This is a genomic window from Flexivirga sp. (genome assembly GCF_035551235.1).
Classification (GTDB): domain Bacteria; phylum Actinomycetota; class Actinomycetes; order Actinomycetales; family Dermatophilaceae; genus Flexivirga.
The window spans coordinates 82,182-104,878 of the sequence record NZ_DASZNO010000047.1 but is presented as its reverse complement, the minus strand read 5'-3'; the positions used below and the strand labels follow the sequence as shown (position 1 = coordinate 104,878).

The window sequence follows — 22,697 nt, the reverse complement described above, 5'->3', positions numbered from 1 at the left end:
CGATCATGAGCACCAGCCTGCGGCGCGGACTGCGCGCCGCGATCATCGCGATCCTCGCCGCGGTCCTGGTGCTCGTCGGCGCGGGCACCGGCCGAGCGGGCTCGGTCGCGTCGGCGATGGATGCGCATCTCTCCCGGGCGCCATACCTGACGGACCTCGTCGGGCTGGGCGTGGCGGTGAACTTCGCCACCGACCGATCCGCGACCAACGCCACCGTGACCTACGGCCCGGTCACGACGTCCGGCTGCACCCTGTCGGCCACGCTCGTGCCGAGCCGCAGGTCGATCACGGTGGGCACCGTCGGGGAGTACCAATGGACCGCCCACCTGAGCCTGCCGACGGCCGGAACCTATTGCTACCGCGTCTTTCTCGCCGGGACGGACCTGCTGGCGGGTAGCCCCTCACCGACCTTCGTCACCCAGCAGCAGCCGGGCGACACATCACCGTTCAGCTTCGACGTGATGGGTGACTGGGGCATGGTCAACGCGGCTGGCACCAACCCGGACGCGGCGAATCTGATGAGTCAGGTCGCGGCCAGCGGGGCGCGCTTCATGGTCACCGTCGGGGACAACGGCTATCCGAGTGGCAACCAGCTCAACTACGGGGATCTGCAGCAGACGGGCGCGAGTACCAGCGCGATCTTCGGCAGTCAGTTCTGGACGGTCCCGAGCCCGACAACGCCGATCTTCACCGCCGCCGGGAACCACGGCCTGTCGGGCACCTCGCACACGGACATCACCACCTGGACCCAGGACGCCGCAGTCGCCGGATCGAACGGCCGCTACCAGGACGACGTCTACTGCTGTGTCAACGGAACAATCTCCGCCCACTACGCCAGCGAGTGGTACGCCTTCACCGCCGGCGGTGCTCGCTTCTACGTGCTGGATGCCGCCTGGGGCGACACCAACAAGGGCACCGCCACGCCATACGCGAACGATGCGGCCGCGCACTGGGCACCGGGCGACCCCGAGTACCAGTGGCTGCTGGCCGATCTCGCATCGCACCCCAGCCAGCTGAAGTTCGCGTTCTTCCACTACCCCTTGTATGTCGACAACCCGACGGAGTCCTCGGACACGTTCCTCAGCGGCCCGAACAACCTCGAAGGCGTACTGGGCTCGCACGGCGTCCAGATCGTCTTCAACGGGCATGCCCACCTGTACCAGCGCAATCTGCCGAGCGCACCGGGTATGCCGATCAGCTACGTCACCGGTGGCGGCGGAGGCAGCCTGGAGCCGGTGGGGCCGTGCAGCACGATCGATGCCTACGCACGCGGCTGGTCGCCCTCCAAGTCCACCGGGAGCGCCTGCGGGGCGGCGACCCGCCCCGTCGCGGGGTCACAGGTCTATCACTTCCTCAAAGTGACCGTCTCCGGGACACAGGTCACCGTCGCGCCGACCGACTCGCTCGGGCGCACCTTCGACGTGCAGACCTACCAGTTCCCGCTCGCCGCCGGGCAGCCGACGGCCGGACCCGTGTTCGCCGACGACTTCGAGGCCGGGAACATGGGTGCCTGGAGCAGCTCCGCCGGCCTGAGCGTCGAGAGCGACTGGGTGCACGGCGGTTCCCACGCCGCGCGCGGCAACACCACGAACGGTGCCACCTACGCCAAGAAGACCCTCCTGAGTCAGTACGCGGACGGTTACGGGCAGGTGTGGTTCGCGATCGCGTCCCAGCAGGCGCAGGTCAACCTGCTGCGCCTGCGGGACGCGTCCGGAGCATCGCTCGCGTACGCCTACGTCACCGCGGCCGGGCACCTCGGCATACACAACGACCGGACCGGATCGTCCGTGACCAGCAGCGTGACGGTCACACCCGGTTGGCATGCGCTGGAGGTCCATCGCGCCGTCGACACGACGCCGGGCACGGCGACCGGACGGCTGGAGGTGTGGCTGGACGGCGTGCCGGTGGCGTCGCTCTCCTCGGCAGCGGCGGACGTCGGCACGGCTCCGATCGCCGCGCTGCAGATCGGGGACACGCAGACGGGTCGCACGTATGACGTGGCCTTCGACGACGCGGCGTTCGCGCCGTCGTGGATGTCGCCCGACGTCGTCGCATCCTCGAACGCCGTCGCGAGTGTCCGGTGACCGAGCAGGCGGCACGGGCCGCGCAGCCCCGTGCCGGCGACCGCCGTCCTCCGGCACCTGTGCTCGCCGGGTCGATCTCCCGGACGATGGCACGCATCGCCGGTCGGCGGCACCAGCCGCACCGACGCCCGCAGCTGAGCACGGTCGTCCTCATCGTCGCCCTGGCGAGCGGCGCGGCCCTGCGCCTGATCGGGCTCGGAGCGGTCGGGCTCAACAGCGACGAGGCGGTGTATGCCGGACAGGCCGCCTCCTTGTCGGGAAACCCGCACTTCACCCCGCTGTTCCCCATCGTGCGGGCGCATCCGCTGCTGGTGCAGGTCCTCATCTCGCCGCTGTACAGCAGCGGTGTGCCGGACCAAGCCGGTCGTTACGTGGCAGCTGCGTTCGGGATGGGCACCATTGCGCTGGTCCATGTCCTGGGTCGGACGCTCTACGACGCCCGGGTCGGCGCGCTCGCCGCGCTGTTCCTGGCGGTGATGCCCTATCACGTGGTGATCAGTCGCCAGATCATGCTCGACGGCCCGATGACGTTCTTCGCGACGGCGGCACTGACGACGTTCGCGGTCGCGGCCCGCCGCAGCGACGGGCGGCTCCTACCGGCGGCCGGCATACTGCTCGGGCTGGCGGCACTGTGCAAGGAGCCCGCGGTGATCCTGCTCGGCGCCGGATTCGCGTTCCTCGCGCTGGGCATGCGGGTATGGCGCCCGGTGCGCTACCCGATCGCCGCGGCCGCGCTCACCCTGGCCTGCACCATGACCTACCCCGTGCTGACAAGCGTGTCGGGCGGCGCTCGCGGCGGCCAGTCCTACCTGGTCTGGCAGCTGTCCCGACCCCCGAACCACTCCCTGTCCTTCTATCCGGTCACCGTCGGCGGCTCCATCGGGGCGCTACTCCTCGTCACCGCAGGTGCGGGGCTGGTCCTGTTCCGCCGGAGGCTGAGCTGGCGGGAGACCCTGCTGCTGTGCTGGGTGCTGGTGCCCCTGGCGTACTTCGAGATCTGGCCGACGAAGGGTTTCGCCTACCTCGTGCCGCTGGCGCCGCCGTTCGCGGTGCTCGCGGCGGTCGCGGTGGCGCGGATCAGTCGGGCGGGCCGCGTCCGGGCCGTCGGCGGGCGGCTGCTGGCCGTGGCGTGTGTCGTGACGCTGGTGGTGCCATCGATCGCCGGGATCGTGTCGCCGACGGCGTCGGGTCTGGCAGGCGCGGGCGGACTGCCCGGCGGACGGGAAGCAGGTCGCTGGATCGCCGGCCACACCGCACCCGGAACCCAACTGATCACGATCGGACCATCGATGGCGAACGTCCTGCAGTTCTACGGTGGGCGGCGCGCCGACGGGCTGTCGGTCAGCCCGAACCCGTTGCACCGCAACCCGTCATACATCCCGATCCGCAACGCCGACCACGCGCTGCGCAGCGGGCAGTACCAATACATCGTCTGGGACCGGTTCTCGGCGGGTCGATCGGCCCACTTCGCAGCACGCGCAATGGAATTGGTGCGACGGTTCCACGGCATACCGGTGCTGACCGAGCGGTCCGCCGACGGGCGGCGGCTCGTGACCATCTATCAGGTGACGCCATGACCGGCGGTCGTCGGACCGGCACAGCGGTGCGCGCAGCGCTGGGGACCCTGGTCGGGCTCGCAGCGGCCGCGGTTCTTCCGCTCGCGCCGGCCGCACCCGCCCGCGCGCTGGCGCCGGCGCAGGACCACGCCTCAGCACCGGCACCGAGCCGCACACCGTTGCGGCACGTCGTGATCATGACCCAGCAGGGGCACACGTTCGACAACTACCTGGGCAGCCGACCCGGCACCGGCGGCCTGCCGGAGGTGTGCCTGCCCGGCGCCACCGCGTCGTCCCCGTGCGTGGCGCCGCACCCGATCAGCGGCTCGCCGCACGCTGCGCTGCCGGCCACCGCGGCCGGGCAACGCACGTCCGTGGCCGGCGGCCGGATGAACGGTTTTGTGCGGGCGCAGGCGCTGCACGGCTCGAGCGGGCGCGTCGCGATGGGCTACTACGCGACGAAGCGGCTGCCGATCCTGAACGGGCTCGCGGACCGTGGCGTCGTCTTCGACCGCTGGTTCGCCGCGGTGCCCGGTGGCAGCGTCGCCAATGACCTGTTCGCGGTGGCCGCAACCGCACCCGGTGCGGTCTCCGCCGTGCCGGCAAAGGGGTGGGGAGACACGCCGTTGATCTTCGATCGGCTCCGTGCGGGCGGCGTCTCCTGGAAGGTGTATGTCGAGAACTACGAGGCGGATTCGACGATCAGAACCGCGAAGGGGTCGGACCAGCACGTGCAGGGCCAGGTCGCCCGGGTGCCCCTGCTCGCGGAGAACCGGTGGCTGGGGGCGTCGCTGCGTGGACACGTCGTGCCGCTGAGCAGTTACTACCAGGACCTGGCACGCGACGCGCTACCGCAAGTCGCCCTCGTCGTCACGACACAGCACACGGAGAAGCCCCCGCAGGACCCGATCAGCGGGCAGGCGGTGGTGCGAGGTGTCGCCAACGCCCTGCTCGGCAGTTCCGCGCAGCGCGACTCGGTGTTCTTCCTGACGTATGCCGATCCCGGTGGGTGGTACGACCACGTCGCGCCGATCGCTGCACCGGGCGGCGCAGGCCGCGGGTTGCGCGTGCCGACCGTGGCCATCAGCCCCTACCTGCGAGCCGGCACCGTCGACCACACCACGTTGGACAGCGCCGCCCTCCTGAAGCTGATCGAGCAGAACTGGGCGCTGCCGCCGCTGACCAGCCGCGACCGCGACGCCCCGAATCTGTTGGCCCGATTCACTTTCCGCGCTGCGCCGAACCGGCCGGCGCTGGTGGGTGTCACACCCACGAGCGCACCGCCGCACGTGCCCGACCGGCTCGTGTTGTACGTGGGCTATCTGGGAGTGCTGTTCCTCGGTGCTGCGTGCGTCTCGGCGATCGTCTGGCGCACCCGGCGCGTCCCACGGGTCGGGGACAGCTCATGATCAGCTCCGCCCGGCGGTCGGTCTGGTCGCGCGCTCACCGAGCCGTGGTGATTGCGCTCGCCTCGGTGTTGCTGCTGCCGACGCTGGCAGCACCCGTCTCCTCCGCCACCGGTCCCGGCAGGGCGGGCACGGTGCAGCTGCGCACGGTTCCCGCGACACCGGGAGTCCGGCTCGACGTCGCGGGGGCGACCGTGACCACCGGACCCGCAGGCACGGCGGACGTCGCGGTGGCCGACCTCAACGGTATCGCCCGGCGCGTCACCCTGGCCGGCTCCCGACTGAACGCCGACACGACCGTCCGTATGACGCACGTCCACCCGGACCCTCACCTGGCCTCACACGTCAGCCGGCTGTCCATCGGCCTGGCGCTGACCTCGACCGTGTCGCTGCGGATCACCTCGGGTGCCTCCACCGTGGTGCCCGCCCAGGTGAGCGGGATCCGCCTGCACGCAATCACCGGGGCCGTGGAGGCGGCCCGGCCCGGGCAGACGGTCCGGCTCCTCGCGCGTCGAGCGGTGCTCCGGCACGGTTCACTGCGGACACAACAGGTGACCTGGGGGGTCGACCATGTCACCACTACCAGCCCCGTGGCGGTCACCACGGCAGGACCGCGATTCGATCCCCTGGGACACCCTTCATGGGTGGTGTCGCTCGCACCCGTGACGGGCACGGTCACCATCCGAACGGTGCCGGAGCTCGCCGGGGTCACGCTCGGGCTCGGCGCACTGACCGCCACCACCGGACCGGCCGGCACCGCGACCGTTCCGGTGTCGGACCTCAACGTGGCTCGTGCGGTTCCGAAGGTGCTCGTCTCCGACACCGCGAGCCCGGCCCGGCGGGTCGTGCGGGTCACGGCCGCCACCACCACGGGGCCGCGGGTTCCCCGAGAACGGCACCTGCTCGTCGCGCTGTCGGTCTCCCGGCCCGTCACCTTCCGGTTCGTCGACCCGCGCGGCAGGACCATTCCCGCGGACCGGGTCCAACGGATGCAGCTGAGCCAGAACGGGCGAGTCATCACCATCCGGCAGCCGCAGTTGAGCGCACCGGTCGTGCTGCCCTCCGTCGCTCCGCGGCAGGTGCACGGCCGATGGGTGGCGCGGCGGCTGCACTACACCGTCACCGCCGTGTGGACCGACGGGGCGAACACTGTGTTCGCGGGGCGGCAGCGGATCGACCCCGCGCAACGGGACCCGGGACGGATCACACTGTCGGTGTACGCGCTGACGGTGACGGTGTATGACGCACTGCTGGGCCAGCGGATCTCCTCCCGGACGGTGCTCACGTCCGCGTCCGGAGCGCGCCGCAGCGTCCGCACCACGACGCCGGCTCGGATCGAGGCGCTCCCACGCGGGCTCTACCAGATACACGTCGCCCGAGCCGCGTTCGGCGGTCACTACCCGGTGCTCGTCTCACGCAACACCGATGCCGACCTGCGCGTGATCACCCGAGCGGACCTCGCCCTGCTCGGTGTCTCGCTGCTGGTCGTCGCCGCCGCGATGGTGCTCACCGGCAAGCACCTGCACCGCCGTCGGCGGCCGACACACCTGGAGGGTCGAACATGACATTCACTCGCATCCTGCGGCGGACGGCGCCGACCCGCGCGTATGGCGTGCCGGCCGTGCTCGTCGTCCTGGTGATGGCCGTGTTCCTGTCGTTTCCCCCAGCACCGGCGAGCGCGAGCGCGCCGGCGAGCCGCGAGCAGGTTCCCGTCTACGCGTACTTCTACCAATGGTTCAACCCCACGTCCTGGAACCGCGCGAAGGTCGATCACCCGTTGGCCGGCGACTACTCCAGCGATGACCGCGCGGTGCTGCGCCAGCAGATCGGCCAGGCGCAGTCCGCCGGCCTGACCGGTTTCCTGACCTCCTGGAAGAGCACCCCCGTGCTCAACCGGCGGCTGCAGATGCTGTTGGACGAGGCGGGGCCGCGGCACTTCGACATCGGAGTGGTCTACGAAGCACTGGACTTCCGCCGGCGTCCGCTACCCATCGCCACGGTTCGTCATGACATGGTCGAGCTGGTGACCCGGTGGGGTCCGCAGCTCAGCTCGCGGTTCGGGCGGCCGGTCATCATCTGGACCGGCACGCAGCACTACTCCGTCGCCGACGTGCGTCGGGTCCGCGCCGCGATCGGCGGACGGGCCGACCTCCTGGCCTCCGCCAAGAGCGCCGAGGAGTACCGGCGACTCGCTGCGTATGTCGATGGCGACGCCTACTACTGGTCGTCGGCCAACCCGGGCACCGCCTACACCCGACGACGGTTGCACGACCTGGCTGCAGCGGTGCACGGCCACCACGGGATCTGGCTGGCCCCCGCCCTAGCCGGCTTCGACGGGCGGACCCTCGGGCACACGCGCATCGTGCCTCGGGACCAGGGGCAGACGCTGCTGAAGAGTTTCCAGGACGCTCTCGGCAGCCGACCCGACGCGGTCGGTGTGATCAGCTGGAACGAGTGGTCGGAGAACACGTACATCGAGCCGGGGCATCGATACGGACGCCAGGAACTGGACGCCCTGGCCGGCGTCCTACCGCACCAGCACGGCGTCCCGCCGGCGAGCCGGACATCCCCGCTGAGCACTCCGCCGTGGACCGGGATGCAGGCCGCGGGTGCGCTGGCCGCCGGGACCCTGGTCGTCGGCGCGTTCGTCGCTCGCCGTGCTCGCCTGCGAAGTCGGCGGTAGGTCCGGTACGAGTCCGCACGCACGCGATTCACAGGCAGTTGCGCGACGATGAGGTATGGCGAACATCATCACCACCAGCTGCGAGTGGTGCGGCGATATCGAGTTGGCTGCCGGCACGGCGCTGATCGACATTCCGGTACGCGCCAGGGATGACACGACGATCCGGTTCACCTGCCCGCACTGCAATCGCACCGGGAGCCAGCAGGTTCCGGAGCGGGTGGTGATGCTGCTGCTACGCGCCGGCGTACAGGTCTCCGTGGGGCCGGAGCAGGAATCCGACAGGCTGCCCCGGCCCCGGTAGATCGATCGTGCCGGCGTCGGGGACAGCACGCCGCGGGTGTCACGCAACGGTTGCCCAACCGTCACCCCGCAGCGGCGGCCGCTGTGTCCTACTGGATGTTGCGAGTCCTGTGGCCGACGAGTGCGACGCCGTCACCTTCGATGGCGTCGTGAGCCGCGTCGGCGCTCGCGAGTGAGCGGCGAGGTGAGGCACGGCATGGTTGGTTCGTCGAACGAGGACGACGCCCTGGTGGTGCGGGTGTGGTACGCACCGACGTTTCGGGCGCGGGTGACCACGACGGACCCGTCCGGTGCGGGTCAGTCCGTCGTGCTCGCAGATCCCGAGGTGGTGCTGACGTATGTGCAGGAGTGGATGGCGCGCACCGGGCCGCCCAGCTCCGAGGACGACACGTGGCCCAGGCTGCCGTCCACCACCGGATGACGGCCGAGGACATCACGATGATCTCCTGCGGCGTTGGCGTTCACGGGCCAGTTCGGCGACCAGCGCCTGAAAGCTGCTGTCCGGAGCCAGCCCGACTTCGGCGATGCTTCGCCTGCGGAACCGCTCATAGGCGTGCCACGCCTCGACCCGGTTTCCGGCGGCCAGGTGCACCCGTACCAGCAGGCGGTGCGAACTCTCCCGCAACGGTTCCCGGTGGATCGCCGCGGTGGCCGCCGCGACGGCGGCAGCCACCTCACCGGCCGACAACAGCCGCTCGGCGAGGGTCTCCGACGCGCTGATCAACTGCTGCTGCAGTTGTTCTCGCTCGAACAGCACCCAGTCGTCGTACCAGCCGGGCAGCAGGTCCCCGACGCGGGCCAACCGACGGGCCAGTGCAGCCGGATGGGCGGCCTCTGCGGCGGTCTCGGCAGCCGCGAGGACGTCCTCGAGATCCACTCGCACGGTGGGGTCCAGGCGCAACGTCTGGGATCTGGGGGCGAGCAGACCGGGCGTGGTCTTGCGCAGCCGACTCGTCGTGGTGCGCAGGTTGGACAACGCATGCTCGTCGGACGACTCGGGCCACAAGCCGGCCGCCACGACCAGGCGTGGCGAGCCCTCGTGCAGCGCAAGATAGGCGACCAGCCGTTGGGCGGCACCGGAGACGCTGACCACTTGGTTGCCCCGGCTCAGCCGATAGCCGCCGATCAACGCAAGGTGCCACTCGCTGGTGCTCCCCGGGGGAACGTCGTCCGCCGGGTTCTGCGCATTGTTCGTCTCACACCTCCCCAGATGTAGTCCTTCAGTTTAACGAGGGCCATCTGGCGCGCCGCGATATTGCACGGCTGCGGGCGTGACGCGGATAGTGTTGCGCAGCCGAGCATCGGCCGGGTAGAAACCCTCCGGCATGAGTTCGGCCCCTCGGTGACGAGTCACCGAGGGGCCGAACTCATGCGCAGGGGATGCTGTCCGGTCAGGACTCCCCGCCGGCGTTGCCGCTGGTCCCGGCCTGCGGGTTGAGCAGGTCGTACTTCTGTGCCGCGTCGAGCGCCGCCTGCGGCGCGATCTCACCACGGGAAGCAAGCTCCTGCAGCGTGCGCACCACGAGCGACGGGCCGTCGATGTGGAACACCCGACGAGCCGCGGCGCGGGTGTCGCTGAAGCCGAATCCGTCGGCGCCGAGCGCGACGTAGTCGCCGGGCACCCACGGGCGGATCTGCTCCTGCACCGAGCGCATCCAGTCCGACACCGCCAGCACCGGGCCCGGACGGCCCTGCAACTGCTGGGACACGAACGGCGTCCGCTGCTCCTCCTCCGGGTGCAGGAACCGCAGCTTGTCGGACTCCTCACCGTCACGGCGCAGTTCGTTCCAGGACGTCACCGACCACACGTCGGCCACCACGCCCCAGTCATCGCGCAACAACTGCTGCGCCTCCAGGGCCCACGGCACCCCGACACCGGAGGCCAGCAGCTGGGCGCGCGGTGCGTCGGCTGCGGCGCCGTCGGTGCTGCCCTCCGCGATGAGGTGCATGCCGCGCAGGATCCCGTCGACATCGACGTTGTCCGGCTCCTTCGGCTGCTGCATCGGCTCGTTGTAGACCGTGAGGTAGTAGAAGATGTTCTCCGCGTTGTCGCCGAACATGCGCCGCAGCCCGTCCTGGACGATGTGCGCAACCTCGTAGCCGTAGGCCGGATCATAAGCAACGACAGCGGGATTCGTCGCCGCGAGCAGGTGCGAGTGACCATCGGCGTGCTGCAAACCCTCACCGGTCAGGGTGGTCCGCCCGGCGGTCGCGCCCACCAGGAAGCCACGCGTCATCTGGTCGGCAGCCGCCCAGATGAAGTCGCCGGTCCGCTGGAAGCCGAACATCGAGTAGAAGATGTAGATCGGCACCATCGGGACGTCGTGTGTGGCGTATGACGTGCCGGCGGCGGTGAACGCCGCGACCGAACCCGACTCGTTGATGCCCAGGTGCAGGATCTGCCCGTTGATGGCCTCCTTGTAGGCCAGCATCAGCTCGGCGTCGACCGAGGTGTACTGCTGCCCGTGCGGGTTGTAGATCTTGGAAGTCGGGAAGAACGAGTCCATGCCGAACGTCCGCGCCTCGTCGGGGATGATCGGCACGACGTGCTTGCCGAACTCCTTGTCGCGCATCAGGTCCTTCAGGATTCGCACGAACGCCATCGTGGTGGCGATCTCCTGCTTGCCCGAGCCCTTCTTCGCGGCCGAATATGCCTTGTCCTCAGGCAATTTCAGCGCTCTGGAGGCGTGCCGGCGTTCCGGCACCGCACCACCGAGCTTGCTACGACGCTCGCGCAGGTACTGGATCGCCGGGTCGCTCTCGCCCGGGTGGTAGTACGGCGGCAGGTAGGGGTTGTCCTCCAGCTGCGCGTCGCTGATCGGGATCTGCAGCGAGTCGCGGAAGCCCTTGAGGTCCTCCAGCGTCATCTTCTTCATCTGGTGGGTCGCGTTGCGGCCGGCGAAGTGGGTGCCGAGGCTGTATCCCTTGATGGTCTTGGCCAGGATCACGGTCGGCTGGCCGTTGTGCTCGACCGCGGCGCGGTAGGCGGCATACACCTTGCGGTAGTCGTGGCCACCGCGCTTGAGCTTCCACCAGATGTCCTCGTCGGACCAGTCCTTGACCAGCTCCCGCGTGCGCGGGTCGCGGCCGAAGAAGTGCTCGCGGACGTAGGCGCCGTCGTTGGCGCGGAAGGTCTGGTAGTCACCGTCCGGCGTGGTGTTCATGACGTTGACGAGCGCGCCGTCGCGGTCGGCGGCCAGCAGCGGGTCCCAGCCGCGGCCCCAGATGCACTTGATGACGTTCCAGCCGGCGCCGCGGAAGAAGCTCTCCAGCTCCTGGATGATCTTGCCGTTGCCGCGCACCGGACCGTCGAGTCGCTGCAGGTTGCAGTTGATGACGAAGGTGAGGTTGTCCAGCTCCTCGTTCGCGGCCAGTTGCAACAGGCCACGCGACTCCGGCTCATCCATCTCGCCGTCACCGAGGAACGCCCACACGTGCTGCTGGCTGGTGTCCTTCAGACCGCGGCCGTGGAGGTACTTGTTGAACTGCGCCTGGTGGATCGCGTTCATCGGGCCGATACCCATCGACACCGTCGGGAACTCCCAGAAGTCGGGCATGTTCCGCGGGTGCGGGTATGACGGCAGGCCCATGCCCTGGCCCTGCACGATGTGCGAGTGCTCCTGGCGGAACCCGTCGAGCTGGTCCTCCGACAGGCGGCCCTCGAGGAAGGCGCGCGAGTAGATGCCGGGGGAGGCGTGGCCCTGGATGAAGACCTGGTCGCCGCCGCCGGGGTGGTCCTTGCCACGGAAGAAGTGGTTGAAGCCGACTTCGTACAGCGTGGCGGCCGAGGCGTATGTCGAGATGTGCCCGCCGACGCCGACGCCGGGGCGCTGCGCACGGTGCACCATCATCGCGGCGTTCCACCGCATCCAGGCGCGGTAGCGGCGCTCGACCTCTTCGTCACCCGGGAACCACGGCTCGGCTTCCGGGCTGATGGTGTTGATGTAGTCGGTCGCGGTCAGCGACGGCACACCGATCTGCTTCTCGCGGGACCGCTCGAGCAGCTTCAGCATGACGTAGCGGGCACGGGTCTTGCCGCCGTCGGCAATGATGCCGTCCAGCGAGTCCAACCACTCCTGGGTCTCCTCGGGGTCGATGTCAGGCAGCTGGCTGGGAATGCCGTTGAGGATGGGTCCTGCGTCCTCGCGCGCCATGAGTGGCTCCTCTCATGCGCTGTCGCGGGTGTGCGCGACTGCGATGTGTTTTCTCGGGGGTGTCCGGTTGAATCCATCTTCTACCCGGCCGGGTGGCCGGAGGATGGAGGGTTCGTCTACTGGTCAGTAGCTTTCAGGGGTGCCCGGCATGGGCGGTTCACGGCAGGTTCAGGGGAGCGTGGCGGTGGACGTCCTTGTAGAGCAGGTAGCGGAATCGACCGGGGCCGCCGGCATAGCAGGCCTGCGGGCAGAACGCGCGCAGCCACATGAAGTCACCCTCCTGCACCTCGACCCAGTCCTTGTTCAGCAGGTAGACGGCCTTGCCCTCCAGCACGTACAGCCCGTGCTCCATGACGTGCGTCTCGGGGAACGGGATCGCACCGCCGGGCTGGAACGTGACGATGTTCACGTGCATGTCGTGCCGGACGTCGTCGGGGTCGGTGAACCGCTGGGTGCACCAGGCGCCGTCGGTGTCGGGCATCGCACCCATCTCCACGTCGGACTCGTGCGTGACGAAGGATTCCGGCGTCTCGACGCCCTCGACGACGGCATACCGCTTGCGGATCCAGTGGAAGGTCGCCGTTGCCGTCGAGTCGTTGCGCAGGGTCCACTGCTCGCCGGGGGAGAGGAAGGCGTAACTGCCTGGGCGCAGGGCATGCTCGGTGCCCGCGAGGTCGAGGCGAAGCTCTCCGTCCACGACGAAGAGCACGCTCTCGGCCTCGGGGTTGTTCTCCGGCCGGTCGCTGCCGCCGCCCGGGCCGACCTCGACGATGTACTGCGAGAAGGTCTCGGCGAATCCGGTCAACGGACGCGCGAGCACCCACAGGCGGGTGTCGTCCCAGAATGGCAGGCGGCTGGTGGTGATGTCGCTCATCGTGCGCCGGGGCAGAACGGCATACGCCTCGGTGAAGATCGAGCGTTCCGTGGTCAGCTCGGTCTGTGCAGGCAGCCCGCCGCGTGGTGTGTAGTACTCGGTCATTAATGGCTCCTCGGTCCTCGTGTCCTAGTGGGTGAGTTCGGTGAGTTCGGAAACGTTGAGACTGCAGGCGGATTCGACCTCGTCCGCGCCGACGGCGCCACAGTGCACACCGCGCAGCAGCGCGTCGGCGAGCATCTTGGCGGTGGCGGGCTCGTCCATGACGTCGCCGCCGGCGGTCTGCTGGACGTATGCCGCCAGGCGCGCCGCGGCACTGGGTAGCGCACGCCGGAAGAACAGGTAGTTGGCCACGTAGCGGGAGATCAGGTGACCCGGATGCATGTCCCAGCCCTGGTAGATGCCGCGTACCAGCGAGCGCGTCACGAGGCCGGTGTGCAGCCGCCAGGTCGCATGTGCCGAGTCGCGGTCGCCGAAGGCCACGACGTTGGTGGAGCCGTCGCAGATCCGGGTGCCGGTCTGCGCGGCTGCGACCTGCATGACGGACTTGGCATGGTCCGCGGCGGGGTGGTCCAGCGCCTGGTAGGCGGCGGCGATGCCGAGACCCGCGCTGTAGTCGAACGTGCCGTAGACCAATGAGCTCACCCGGCCCGGGGCGGCGTGGACCATGCGGGCGACCGCAGCGCTCCCGTCGGTGGCGAGGATCGCCTGTGGGGTTTCGACCTGCACCTCGAATCGCACACTGCCGGAAGGCAATTGAAGTTCCTTCTCGAGTGCGCTGCATGCCGTGTCCATCGCCGCCACCTGATCGACGCTGGTCACCTTGGGCAGGGTCAGGACGTTGCCGTCCAGGAGGCCGGCCTGCGCCATACCGGCCAGGTAGTCCACCAGGGTGTGCACGCCGCGTGCTCGCGTCGGCGCCTCGAACGACTTGAAGCGGATGCCGTGCCAGGTCGGCAGCTGTTCCTGGCCGGCGAGTTCGCCGAAGCCGGCGAGTACGCCGGCCAGGTGTCCGTCCTCGGCCTCGTCGGGGCGCACGCCGTAGCCGTCCTCGAAGTCGGCGCGCAGGTCCTCGATCGGATCCTGCTCGAGCTTGGCGACCAGCCGGTCGTAGACGGCCGCGACGTCATCGACGGATTCGCCTGTGGCACGGGCGAGTTCGTCGGCGGATGGCGCGTATGACGCCAGCAACTCGCGTGCCGTGGCGGCGAAGGTGCGCACGTCCTGTGCGGTGCACCGGTCGGCGGGCAGGTAGACGGTGTGAACCGGGTGGCGGCCGGATGGCTGACCCGGATAATGGCGCACGAGCGCCGCGTCGGCGTCGACCAGCTCGGCGTCGAGCCGCTCGGTGAGAGCGGCGCGGAGATCGGACACGGTGGCTCCTCTCGGTCCTGGTTCCATTATTCCGTATCATGGAGTAAAAATTCCATGTTGGCGAATCGCAGGACTGTAGAGGAGTGGTCATGACACAGCAGACCCGACCCGGGGGTGTGCAGTCCGTGGGGCGTGCGCTCGACATACTCGAGCTGATCGATCAGAGCGGCGGTGAGATGGCCCTCGTCGAGATCAGCGCGGCTTCGGGCCTGCCGATGCCGACCATTCACCGGCTGGTCCGGACCCTGGTGGATCGCAACTATCTGCGGCAACTGCCGGATCGTCGGTACGCACTCGGCTCCCGGTTGATCCCGCTGGGCAACGCCGCGCTCGACGCCTTCGGATCGCGCAGCAGTGCCAAGCTGGCCGAGGTCGTGCGGCGGCTGGGCGAGAGTGCCAATCTCGCCGCGATGGACGGCGACATGCTGGTGTATGTCGGACAGGCCCCGTCGCCGCGCGCGATGCGGATGTTCACCCAACTGGGACAGCACGTGCACCCGCACTGCCGCGCGGCCGGCAAGGTGCTGCTCGCACAATTCGACGACGACGCGGTCCGCGGCATCCTCGATCGGGTCGGCATGCCCGCGGTGACGCCGGCCACGATCGTCGACCCGGAGGAGTTCATCGCCCAGCTCGCCGAGGTGCGCGAGCAGGGTGTCGCCCACGAGTTCGGCGAGATGGAGGAGGGCGTCATCTGCCTGGCGCTACCGGTCGTGGGCGGCGTCTCGCAGCTCGCGTTGTCCATCTCCGGGCCGGCGGCACGGATGACCGACGAGCTGCAGGAGCGCGCGATCCCGGTGATGCGTGAGGTGGCCGGCGAGCTCGCCGCGCAACTCGCCGGCTGATCGGCGGCAGGCCCGGAGTCGTCACGGGCCTTGACAGTTTGTTGAAAACGACGCACCATTTCTTCATGCGGAATATTGATTCCACGCAACGAAACGAGCAGCTGGCGTGCTTCGCCACGGCTCCGGCCGACGAAGCGGTCCGCACGCTACTCGCGTTGTGCAGCAGCCCGCAGTGGGCGCACGCGGTCGTCGCCGGGCGTCCGTACGCCGATGTCGCCGCGCTCGCCGACGCCTCGGACGCGGTCTTCGGCACACTCGCGCCGGCGGAACTCGATGCAGCGCTCGCCGGGCATCCGCGGATCGGGGACCGGGTGTCGGGCGCCGACACCGCAGCCCGGCTCTCGCGGTCCGAGCAATCCGCCATGCAGTCGGCTGACGCGGAGGTCGCCGCGCAGATCGTGCAGGGCAACCTGGCCTACGAGCAGCGCTTCGATCGGGTCTTCCTGATCCGCGCCGCAGGCCGCACCCCGCGCGAGATCCTGGACGAGTTGCAGCGTCGTCTCGGCAACGACGACGACACCGAGTCGGCCGAGGTGCGTGAGCAGCTGCGGCAGATCACCCGCCTGCGGTTGGAAGGAGCCTTCAATCGATGAACTCCACCGCCAGTTCCACCCTGTCCACCCATGTTCTGGACGCCGTCCACGGGACGCCGGCAGCCGGCGTCCGGGTCACGGTGTTCGCACAGACCGGTGCCGGTTCCGATGGTCAGCCCATCGGTTCCGGGACCACCGACGATGACGGCCGGGTCGCCGGGCTGGTGCCCGACGGGCTGCAGCACGGCACCTACCGCATCGTCTTCGCCACCGGCAGCTTCTTCGAGGCTGCCGGGGTCCGGGCCTTCTATCCCGAGGTGGCGATCACCTTCGTCGTCGACGAAGAGCGGCACTACCACGTGCCGTTGCTACTGAGTCCGTTCGCGTACTCCACCTATAGAGGGAGCTGATCCGCAATGTCCTATGTGCTCGGGCACAACCAGTACGGCAAGGCCGAGGTCCACGTCGTCCGCGTTTTCCGCGACGACCCCAAGGCACCGCACGACCTCGTCGACTACAACGTCTCGGTCTCCCTGTCGGGCGACTTCGACGACGCACACATCAACGGTGACCAGAGCAAGGTGCTCACCACCGATGCGTGCAAGAACACCGTCAATTCGTTCGCCAAGGAAGCCGGCGACGCCGTCCGCGAGCCGGAGTCGTTCGCTCTGGCGCTCGCCGACCACTTCATCGAGGTGCCGCAGGTCAGCGCCGCCCGGATCACCATCGATGCGGTCCCGTGGGCTCGCTCGCACGACAACGCGCACGCATTCGTCAAGAACGGTGACTACGTCCGGACCGTCACGGTCAGCCGCACCGCCGACAGCTCCAGTGTCGTCAGCGGTTTGAAGGACCTCACGGTCCTGAAGACGACCGACTCGGAGTTCCACGGGTTCTACCAGGACAAGTACACGACGCTGCAGCCCACGAACGACCGCATCATGGCCACCGCCGTGACCGCGCAGTGGGCGCACGACGGCACCGAGGTCGACTGGGGCAAGGCCTTCGACGAGGTGAAGGACGCCATCACCGGGGCGTTCGCCGCGGCATACAGCTATGCACTGCAGCACACGCTGTGGGAGATGGGCACGGCGGTCCTGGATGCCGTGCCGAGTGTCGCCGAGGTCCGCTTCAGCTGTCCGAACAAGCACCACTTCGTGGTCGACCTGAGCCCGTTCGGCGTCGAGAACAATTGTGAGGTCCATCACGCCGCCGACCGGCCGTACGGATTGATCGAGGCGACCATCAAGCGCAGCGAGGACGTCGACAAGTCCTCGGCATACGACCCGGGACAGGCCTGGTAGGACTGCGCTGTCCGGAGCAACCGGGCGCTTTTTCTCGGCGTCCGGTTGCAAACCGGCGCAGTTCCTAGTGAACTACGGCCATGGCAATTGGGGCCCAGAAAACCGCACTGGCCGAGAAACTCGGCTTCGAAAAAGACCAGGTGGTGCAAGAACTCGGCTGGGACGACGACGTCGACGTCGCTGTCCGCGAGCAGATCGAGGAAATCACCGGCTCGGGTCTGGAGGACGAAGACTACGACGGCGTCGTGGACGCTGTGATCCTGTGGTGGCGTGAGGGGGACGGCGATCTCATCGACGATTGCGTCGACGCGCTGACGAACCTGGCCGACAAGGGCTTCGTCGTCCTGCTCGTGCCGGGTGCCGGCCACCCGGACCACGTGGACGCGAGTGACATCGCCGAAGCCGCGCAGACCGCCGGGCTCAATGCCGGAACCTCCACCCGCGCCGGCGCCGAGTGGATCGCCACCAAGCTCGTGCAGGGCGGAGTGGCCAAGCAGCGATGACCGACCGGCCACCGTCCGTCGGCGACACCGCGCCCGATTTCGCGCTGCGGAACCAGCACGGCGAGTCCGTGTCGCTGTGTGAGCGCATCGCGGACAAGCCGGTGCTGCTGGTCTTCTATCCGTTCGCCTGGTCCGGTGTGTGCACCGGCGAGTTGTGCGGGATTCGCGACGACATCGGCGGTTTCACCGGCGACGGTGCGGCCGAGGTTGTCGCGATCTCGTGTGACCCGATGTTCACGCTGCGGGCGTGGGCCGACTCCGAGCACTACGACTTCGACCTGCTGTCCGACTTCTGGCCGCACGGCGCGGTCGCCGACACCTACGGCGTCTTCAACACCGAAGCCGGTATGGCGATCCGCGGCACCTTCCTGGTCGACACGTCCGGCACGATCCGCTGGTCGCAGGTCAACGGACCCGGTGAGGCGCGTGATTTCGCGGGATACCGCGAGGTGCTGGCGACGCTCTGACCGGCTGCCGGCCCGGATCGCCTGCGGTGCGTGCCCGCGAAGTTTGTGGCTTCGGGTGCGACTGGCAGAATGACGAGGCACTGCACACATCATGCGTCAACGTGTTGCGTTCGGGACCTGTAGCTCAGTTGGTAGAGCACCGCGTTTACACCGCGGTTGTCGTCGGTTCGAGGCCGGCCGGGTCCACTGGTGATGGGTTGCGATGATTCGTGCCTCATCACCGCCCACCCATCACCAATGAACCCGAACTGTGTTTTTGGCGGCCTTCGGCCGCGTGTCCACTGGTGGCGATGAGGGACGGCTCGTTCCTCGCCGCGTTCAACTGCACATCGGCCATACACCGGCACCGAAGAGAGAGGCACTACGTGACCAGTCCCACCCTCGCGGAGACCATCCGGGTGCTCGACGGGTTCTACCCGCCGCAGACCGCGGCGGACTGGGATCGCGTCGGTCTGGTCACCGGTGACGCGGCGCAGGAGATCCAACGTGTCCGGTTCGCGGTCGACCCGACGCTCGCCGTCATCGAGGAAGCACGTGACAGCGGTGCCGACCTGCTCGTGACGCATCACCCGCTGCTGCTGCGCGGGGTGCACTCGGTGGCCACCACGACCGCGAAGGGCGCGGCGATCACCACTCTCGTCGTCGCCGACCTCGCGCTCTACTGCGCACACACCAACGCCGACGTCGCCACACCGGGCGTCAACGATGCGCTGGCGGGCGCCTGCGGTCTGCCGGCCGACGCCGACGCGCTCGACGAGGAGGGCGGCCAGCCGGTCGGCCGGGTCGGCGACCTCGCGCAACCGACCACCCTCGGCGCGTTCGCGCGAGCGCTGGCCGATGCGTTGCCCGCAGCCCCCGCCGGATTGCGTGTCAGCGGCGACCCGGACGCCGCCGTGCGTCGGGTCGCCGTGATGGGCGGCGCAGGGGACGACCGCTTCGACGCGGTCCGGCGCAGCGGGGCCGACGTCTACGTCACCGCCGACCTGCGTCACCACCCCGCTCTCGAGGCACGCGAGGAGGCGCGCGGCGGAGCGCCATACCTGATCGACGCCGGGCACTGGGCGACCGAGTCGCTCTGGCTCGCCGACAGCGCCGAGCGTCTGCGCACGGCGCTACGCGCCCAGGGGTATGACGTGCAGACCTCGGTGTCGCAATTGCGCACTGATCCCTGGGATTTCGTGGTGCCGACAGGGCACGGCGAGCCGACCGAACCGAAGGAGCAATGACGCCCGTGAAGGCTGATCTCACCCGCCAGTGGCGACTGCTCGACCTGCAGAAGCTCGACACCCGCCTGGACCAGCTCGGTCACCGGGAGCGCACGCTGCCGATCCAGGCGCAACTCACCGAGGCGCAGGCCGTCGCACAACGCCTCTCCGAGGATGTCGTGATCGCCCGGACCGCGTTGCAGGACAACGCCCGCGCCGTCAGCAAGGCGGATGCCGACGTGCAGCTGGTGCGTGACCGCGCCGACCGCGACCGCAAGCGGCTGGAGAGCGGCACCGGCACCGCCAAGGAGCTGCAGAACCTCCAGCACGAGCTGGACACCCTCGCGCGGCGGCAGTCCGAGCTGGAGGATGTCGAGCTCGAGGTGATGGAGCGCGCCGAGAGCCTGCAGGCCGACCTGACCGCCAAGGAGACCGCCCAGCAGGAGGCCGCCGGACGCGTCGAGACCTTGCAGGCCGAGCAGCAGAAGGCGCTCGCGGAGATCGTCACCGAGCGCGAGAGCGTCGAGCGTGAGCGCGCCAATGTCGCGCCCGGTGTGGGGCAGGACTTGCTTGCCCTCTACGAGAAGTTGCGTGACCAGATGGGTGGCGTCGCGGCTGCTGCCTTGCAGCAGAAGCGTTGCAGTGGTTGCGGTTTGGAGCTCGGTCAGGCAGATCTGGCTCGCATCCGCGCTGCCGCTGAGGACGAGGTCGTGCGCTGTGAGGAGTGCCGCCGGATCCTGGTCCGCACCGCCGAGTCGGGTCTGTAGAAGTATGGGTCGATCACTGATCGTCGAAGCCGACGGCGGCTCTCGCGGCAACCCCGGTGTCGCCGGGTATGGCGCACTCGTGCGCGACGCGCAGGACCGGTCGCTCCTGGCTGAGCGGGCCGCCCCGCTGGGCAAGGCGAGCAACAACGTCGCCGAATACCAGGGGCTGATCGCCGGGCTGCGCGCCGCGGAGGAGATCGATCCCGGCGCCGAGATCGTGGTCCGCATGGACTCCCGGCTCGTCATCGAGCAGATGGCCGGCCGCTGGAAGATCAAGCACGAGGACATGCGACGGCTGGCCGGCGAGGCGCAGGACATCGTGCGCCGGCTGCGTGCCGAGGGCGGGTCGATCGAATGGACCTGGATCCCGCGCGCCCAGAACAAGGCGGCCGACAAACTGTCCAACGACGGCATGGACGGCAAGAACGTCGAGCGCGACCTGTGGCGCGAGACGACCGACGAGGCCGCGGCGCCCGCGTCCACTCGGGAGTCGCGCCCGTCGCTGCCCACCCGGACCGTTCAGACCCGGCTGATCCTGTTGCGACACGGCGTCACCGATTTCACCGTCGGCGGGCGCCTGGACGGCCGCGGCGGATCCGATCCGCAGCTGAACGCGAAGGGCCTGGCCCAGGCCGACAGGGCGGCTGAGGCACTCGGCGAGTTGGTGACCGGGCCGGTCACCGTGGTCACCTCGTCGCTGGCCCGCGCGCGCCAGACCGGTGCTGCCGCGGCTCGCGTGCTCGGTGTCCGCCCGATCGTCGACGAGGACTGGGACGAGCAGGCGTTCGGCGTCTGGGACGGCCTGAGCTACGCCGAGATCGGCGAACGCTACCCGGGCGACCCGGCCCGGATGCGCGCGGAGGAGGACTTCTGCGTCGACGGGGGCGAGAGCCACCTGGAGCTGACGACCCGGATCAACGCCGCACGGGAACGCGCCATCGAGCGTGGCGGCACGGTCATCGTCGCGACGCACCGGATGCCGATCCTGGTCGTGTTGCGCTCCCTGCTCGGCATGAGCCTCGGGCACGCGTGGCTGTTGTCCGCCGACCCGGCGTCGCTCACCGAGATCGACGTGTATGCCGATGGCACCGCGAACGTCGCCTACACCAACGACACGCATCACCTGCGCTGAGTCTTTTTGCTCGACTCCTCGCAAGGCGGGCAAGTGACCGGCTCGCGAGCTCGCTCGGTCACTTGCCCGCCTTGGTCGTCGTCTCGCGCGTCTTTTTGCTCGGCTCTTCCCAACTCGCACGGGTGACCGGCTCTTCCCAACTCGCACGGGTGACCGGCTCGCGAGCTCGCTCGGTCACTTGCCCGCCTTGGTCGTCGTCTCGCGTCCTTTTGCTCGACTCCACGCAACTCGAACGGGTGACCGTCTCGCGCGTCCTTTTTGCCAGGTGGACACGACGGGAGCAGGCTCGGGAAGGTGTGGAAATATGCGTTTCATGAGGTCACGATCGAGGAAATGGTCCCCGGATACGGTTGCAGTTCGGGGCGGTCTGGCCCGTAGCGGCTTCGAGGAGACCTCCGAGGCGCTCTATCTGACGTCCGGCTTCGTCTACGAGACGGCGGAGGATGCCGAGGCCGCGTTCACCGGCGACGTCGACCGGTTCGTCTACAGCCGCTACGGCAACCCGACGGTCGCCGTCTTCGAGGAGCGACTGCGGCAACTGGAGGGCGCGCAGGCCTGCTACGCCACCGGGTCCGGCATGGGTGCGGTCTTCACCGCGCTCGCGGCGCTGCTCGGCGCCGGCGACCGCGTGGTGGCGGCACGTGGCCTCTTCGGATCCTGCTTCGTGATCCTCGACGAGATCCTGCCGCGCTGGGGTGTGGAGACGGTGTTCGTCGACGGCCCGGACAACGAGCAGTGGAAGGCCGCGCTCGCCGAACCCACCGCGGCGGTCTTCTTCGAGACGCCCAGCAACCCGATGCAGGAACTCGTCGACATGGAGTTCGTCACCGAGCAGGCCCACGCCGCGGGCGCGAAGGTCGTGGTGGACAACGTCTTCGGCACGCCGGTCTTCTCCCAACCGCTGCAGCACGGCGCCGACATCGTCGTCTACTCGGCGACCAAGCACATCGACGGCCAGGGGCGCGTCCTCGGTGGGGCGATCCTCGGCCCGGAGGACTACATCCACGGTCCGGTCGAGAACCTGCTGCGGCATACCGGCCCGTCGATGTCGGCCTTCAACGCCTGGATCCTGGTCAAGGGCCTGGAGACGATGCGACTGCGCGTCGAGGCGCAGGCGGCGTCCGCACTGCGGCTGGCGCGGACGTTGCAGGACCACCCCTCGGTGCGCCGTGTCTGGTACCCGTTCCTGGAGTCGCACGAGCAGTTCGAGCTGGCGACGCGGCAGATGAGCGGCGGCGGCACGGTGGTCACGTTCGAGCTCGACGGCGGCAAGGACGAGGCCTTCAAGGCGATGAACAGCCTTGAGATCGTTGACATTTCGAACAACCTCGGCGACTCCAAGTCGCTCATCACCCACCCGGCGACGACGACGCATCGTCGGATGGGGGCGGAGGCTCGGGCGGCCGTCGGCATCACCGACGGAGTGCTGCGACTCTCGGTCGGACTCGAGGATGCCGACGACCTCGTGCGAGACCTTACGCGTGCGCTGGGCTGACCTGACACGCTGCAC

21 protein-coding genes and 1 tRNA gene are annotated in these 22,697 nt (G+C 69.1%); 18 read left to right on the top strand and 4 right to left on the bottom strand.

What is annotated here, in order from left to right; genetic code table 11:
- Nucleotides 1-5: 5 nt before the first annotated feature.
- The 7 genes from VG502_RS17085 (at nt 6) to VG502_RS17055 (ending at nt 8,450) form a co-directional block, all read left to right on the top strand.
- Nucleotides 6-2,084, top strand: a complete 2,079-nt coding sequence (locus tag VG502_RS17085) for a metallophosphoesterase family protein (protein WP_325551282.1) — start codon at nt 6-8, stop codon at nt 2,082-2,084.
- The gene (locus VG502_RS17080) at nt 2,081-3,661 is read left to right on the top strand and encodes an ArnT family glycosyltransferase (protein WP_325551281.1); all 1,581 of its coding nucleotides are present in this window, start codon (nt 2,081-2,083) and stop codon (nt 3,659-3,661) included. The genes VG502_RS17085 and VG502_RS17080 overlap by 4 nt, the downstream gene beginning before the upstream one ends.
- Nucleotides 3,658-5,049 (top strand): alkaline phosphatase family protein, encoded by a 1,392-nt coding sequence (locus VG502_RS17075; protein WP_325551280.1) that lies wholly within the window; start codon nt 3,658-3,660, stop codon nt 5,047-5,049. The genes VG502_RS17080 and VG502_RS17075 overlap by 4 nt, the downstream gene beginning before the upstream one ends.
- Nucleotides 5,046-6,611 (top strand): hypothetical protein, encoded by a 1,566-nt coding sequence (locus VG502_RS17070; protein ID WP_325551279.1) that lies wholly within the window; start codon nt 5,046-5,048, stop codon nt 6,609-6,611. Before VG502_RS17075 ends, VG502_RS17070 begins: the two co-directional genes overlap by 4 nt.
- Entirely contained in the window at nt 6,608-7,729 is a 1,122-nt protein-coding gene (locus VG502_RS17065) for a glycoside hydrolase family 71/99 protein (protein WP_325551278.1), read from the top strand. The genes VG502_RS17070 and VG502_RS17065 overlap by 4 nt, the downstream gene beginning before the upstream one ends.
- 55 nt (nt 7,730-7,784) lie before the next feature.
- Nucleotides 7,785-8,030: a hypothetical protein gene (locus VG502_RS17060; protein WP_325551277.1), complete on the top strand. Its 246-nt coding sequence runs from the start codon at nt 7,785-7,787 to the stop codon at nt 8,028-8,030.
- A 195-nt stretch (nt 8,031-8,225) separates the two neighbouring features.
- Nucleotides 8,226-8,450, top strand: a complete 225-nt coding sequence (locus tag VG502_RS17055) for a hypothetical protein (protein WP_325551276.1) — start codon at nt 8,226-8,228, stop codon at nt 8,448-8,450.
- Between the two features lie 12 nt (nt 8,451-8,462).
- On the opposite strand, the gene VG502_RS17050 is transcribed toward VG502_RS17055, so the two are convergent.
- From VG502_RS17050 to VG502_RS17035, 4 genes are all read right to left on the bottom strand, one after another.
- Nucleotides 8,463-9,158, bottom strand: coding sequence for an AfsR/SARP family transcriptional regulator (locus VG502_RS17050; protein WP_325551275.1), 696 nt, complete (start codon nt 9,156-9,158; stop codon nt 8,463-8,465).
- Between the two features lie 262 nt (nt 9,159-9,420).
- Nucleotides 9,421-12,183, bottom strand: coding sequence for a pyruvate dehydrogenase (acetyl-transferring), homodimeric type (gene aceE / locus VG502_RS17045; protein ID WP_325551274.1), 2,763 nt, complete (start codon nt 12,181-12,183; stop codon nt 9,421-9,423).
- Nucleotides 12,184-12,340: 157 nt separating this feature from the next.
- Nucleotides 12,341-13,162, bottom strand: a complete 822-nt coding sequence (locus tag VG502_RS17040; RefSeq protein WP_325551273.1) for a bifunctional allantoicase/(S)-ureidoglycine aminohydrolase — start codon at nt 13,160-13,162, stop codon at nt 12,341-12,343.
- A gap of 24 nt (nt 13,163-13,186) precedes the next feature.
- Nucleotides 13,187-14,431 (bottom strand): DUF6986 family protein, encoded by a 1,245-nt coding sequence (locus VG502_RS17035; protein WP_325551272.1) that lies wholly within the window; start codon nt 14,429-14,431, stop codon nt 13,187-13,189.
- Nucleotides 14,432-14,520: 89 nt separating this feature from the next.
- Here VG502_RS17035 and VG502_RS17030 point away from each other — a divergent pair, with 89 nt between their 5' ends.
- From VG502_RS17030 to VG502_RS16980, 11 genes are all read left to right on the top strand, one after another.
- Nucleotides 14,521-15,276, top strand: a complete 756-nt coding sequence (locus VG502_RS17030) for an IclR family transcriptional regulator (RefSeq protein WP_325551271.1) — start codon at nt 14,521-14,523, stop codon at nt 15,274-15,276.
- Nucleotides 15,277-15,341: 65 nt separating this feature from the next.
- Nucleotides 15,342-15,869 (top strand): 2-oxo-4-hydroxy-4-carboxy-5-ureidoimidazoline decarboxylase, encoded by a 528-nt coding sequence (uraD, locus tag VG502_RS17025; protein ID WP_325551270.1) that lies wholly within the window; start codon nt 15,342-15,344, stop codon nt 15,867-15,869.
- A complete protein-coding gene (uraH, locus tag VG502_RS17020) occupies nt 15,866-16,219 on the top strand; it encodes a hydroxyisourate hydrolase (RefSeq protein ID WP_325551269.1) in 354 nt (117 codons plus the stop codon). Before uraD ends, uraH begins: the two co-directional genes overlap by 4 nt.
- 6 nt (nt 16,220-16,225) lie before the next feature.
- Nucleotides 16,226-17,113, top strand: coding sequence for a factor-independent urate hydroxylase (gene pucL, locus VG502_RS17015; protein ID WP_325551268.1), 888 nt, complete (start codon nt 16,226-16,228; stop codon nt 17,111-17,113).
- Between the two features lie 80 nt (nt 17,114-17,193).
- Entirely contained in the window at nt 17,194-17,616 is a 423-nt protein-coding gene (locus VG502_RS17010; protein ID WP_325551267.1) for a DUF3052 domain-containing protein, read from the top strand.
- Complete coding sequence (locus VG502_RS17005) at nt 17,613-18,083, top strand: peroxiredoxin (RefSeq protein WP_325551266.1); 471 nt, start codon at nt 17,613-17,615, stop codon at nt 18,081-18,083. Before VG502_RS17010 ends, VG502_RS17005 begins: the two co-directional genes overlap by 4 nt.
- Nucleotides 18,084-18,196: 113 nt before the next feature.
- A tRNA-Val gene (locus VG502_RS17000) sits at nt 18,197-18,269 on the top strand.
- A 179-nt stretch (nt 18,270-18,448) separates the two neighbouring features.
- Nucleotides 18,449-19,309, top strand: a complete 861-nt coding sequence (locus VG502_RS16995; RefSeq protein ID WP_325551265.1) for a Nif3-like dinuclear metal center hexameric protein — start codon at nt 18,449-18,451, stop codon at nt 19,307-19,309.
- Entirely contained in the window at nt 19,306-20,055 is a 750-nt protein-coding gene (locus VG502_RS16990; protein WP_325551264.1) for a zinc ribbon domain-containing protein, read from the top strand. The genes VG502_RS16995 and VG502_RS16990 overlap by 4 nt, the downstream gene beginning before the upstream one ends.
- Nucleotides 20,056-20,059: 4 nt before the next feature.
- On the top strand, nt 20,060-21,187 hold the full coding sequence (locus VG502_RS16985; RefSeq protein WP_325551263.1) for a bifunctional RNase H/acid phosphatase: 1,128 nt from the start codon (nt 20,060-20,062) through the stop codon (nt 21,185-21,187).
- Between the two features lie 313 nt (nt 21,188-21,500).
- Nucleotides 21,501-22,682, top strand: a complete 1,182-nt coding sequence (locus VG502_RS16980; protein ID WP_325551262.1) for an O-succinylhomoserine sulfhydrylase — start codon at nt 21,501-21,503, stop codon at nt 22,680-22,682.
- Nucleotides 22,683-22,697: the final 15 nt, after the last annotated feature.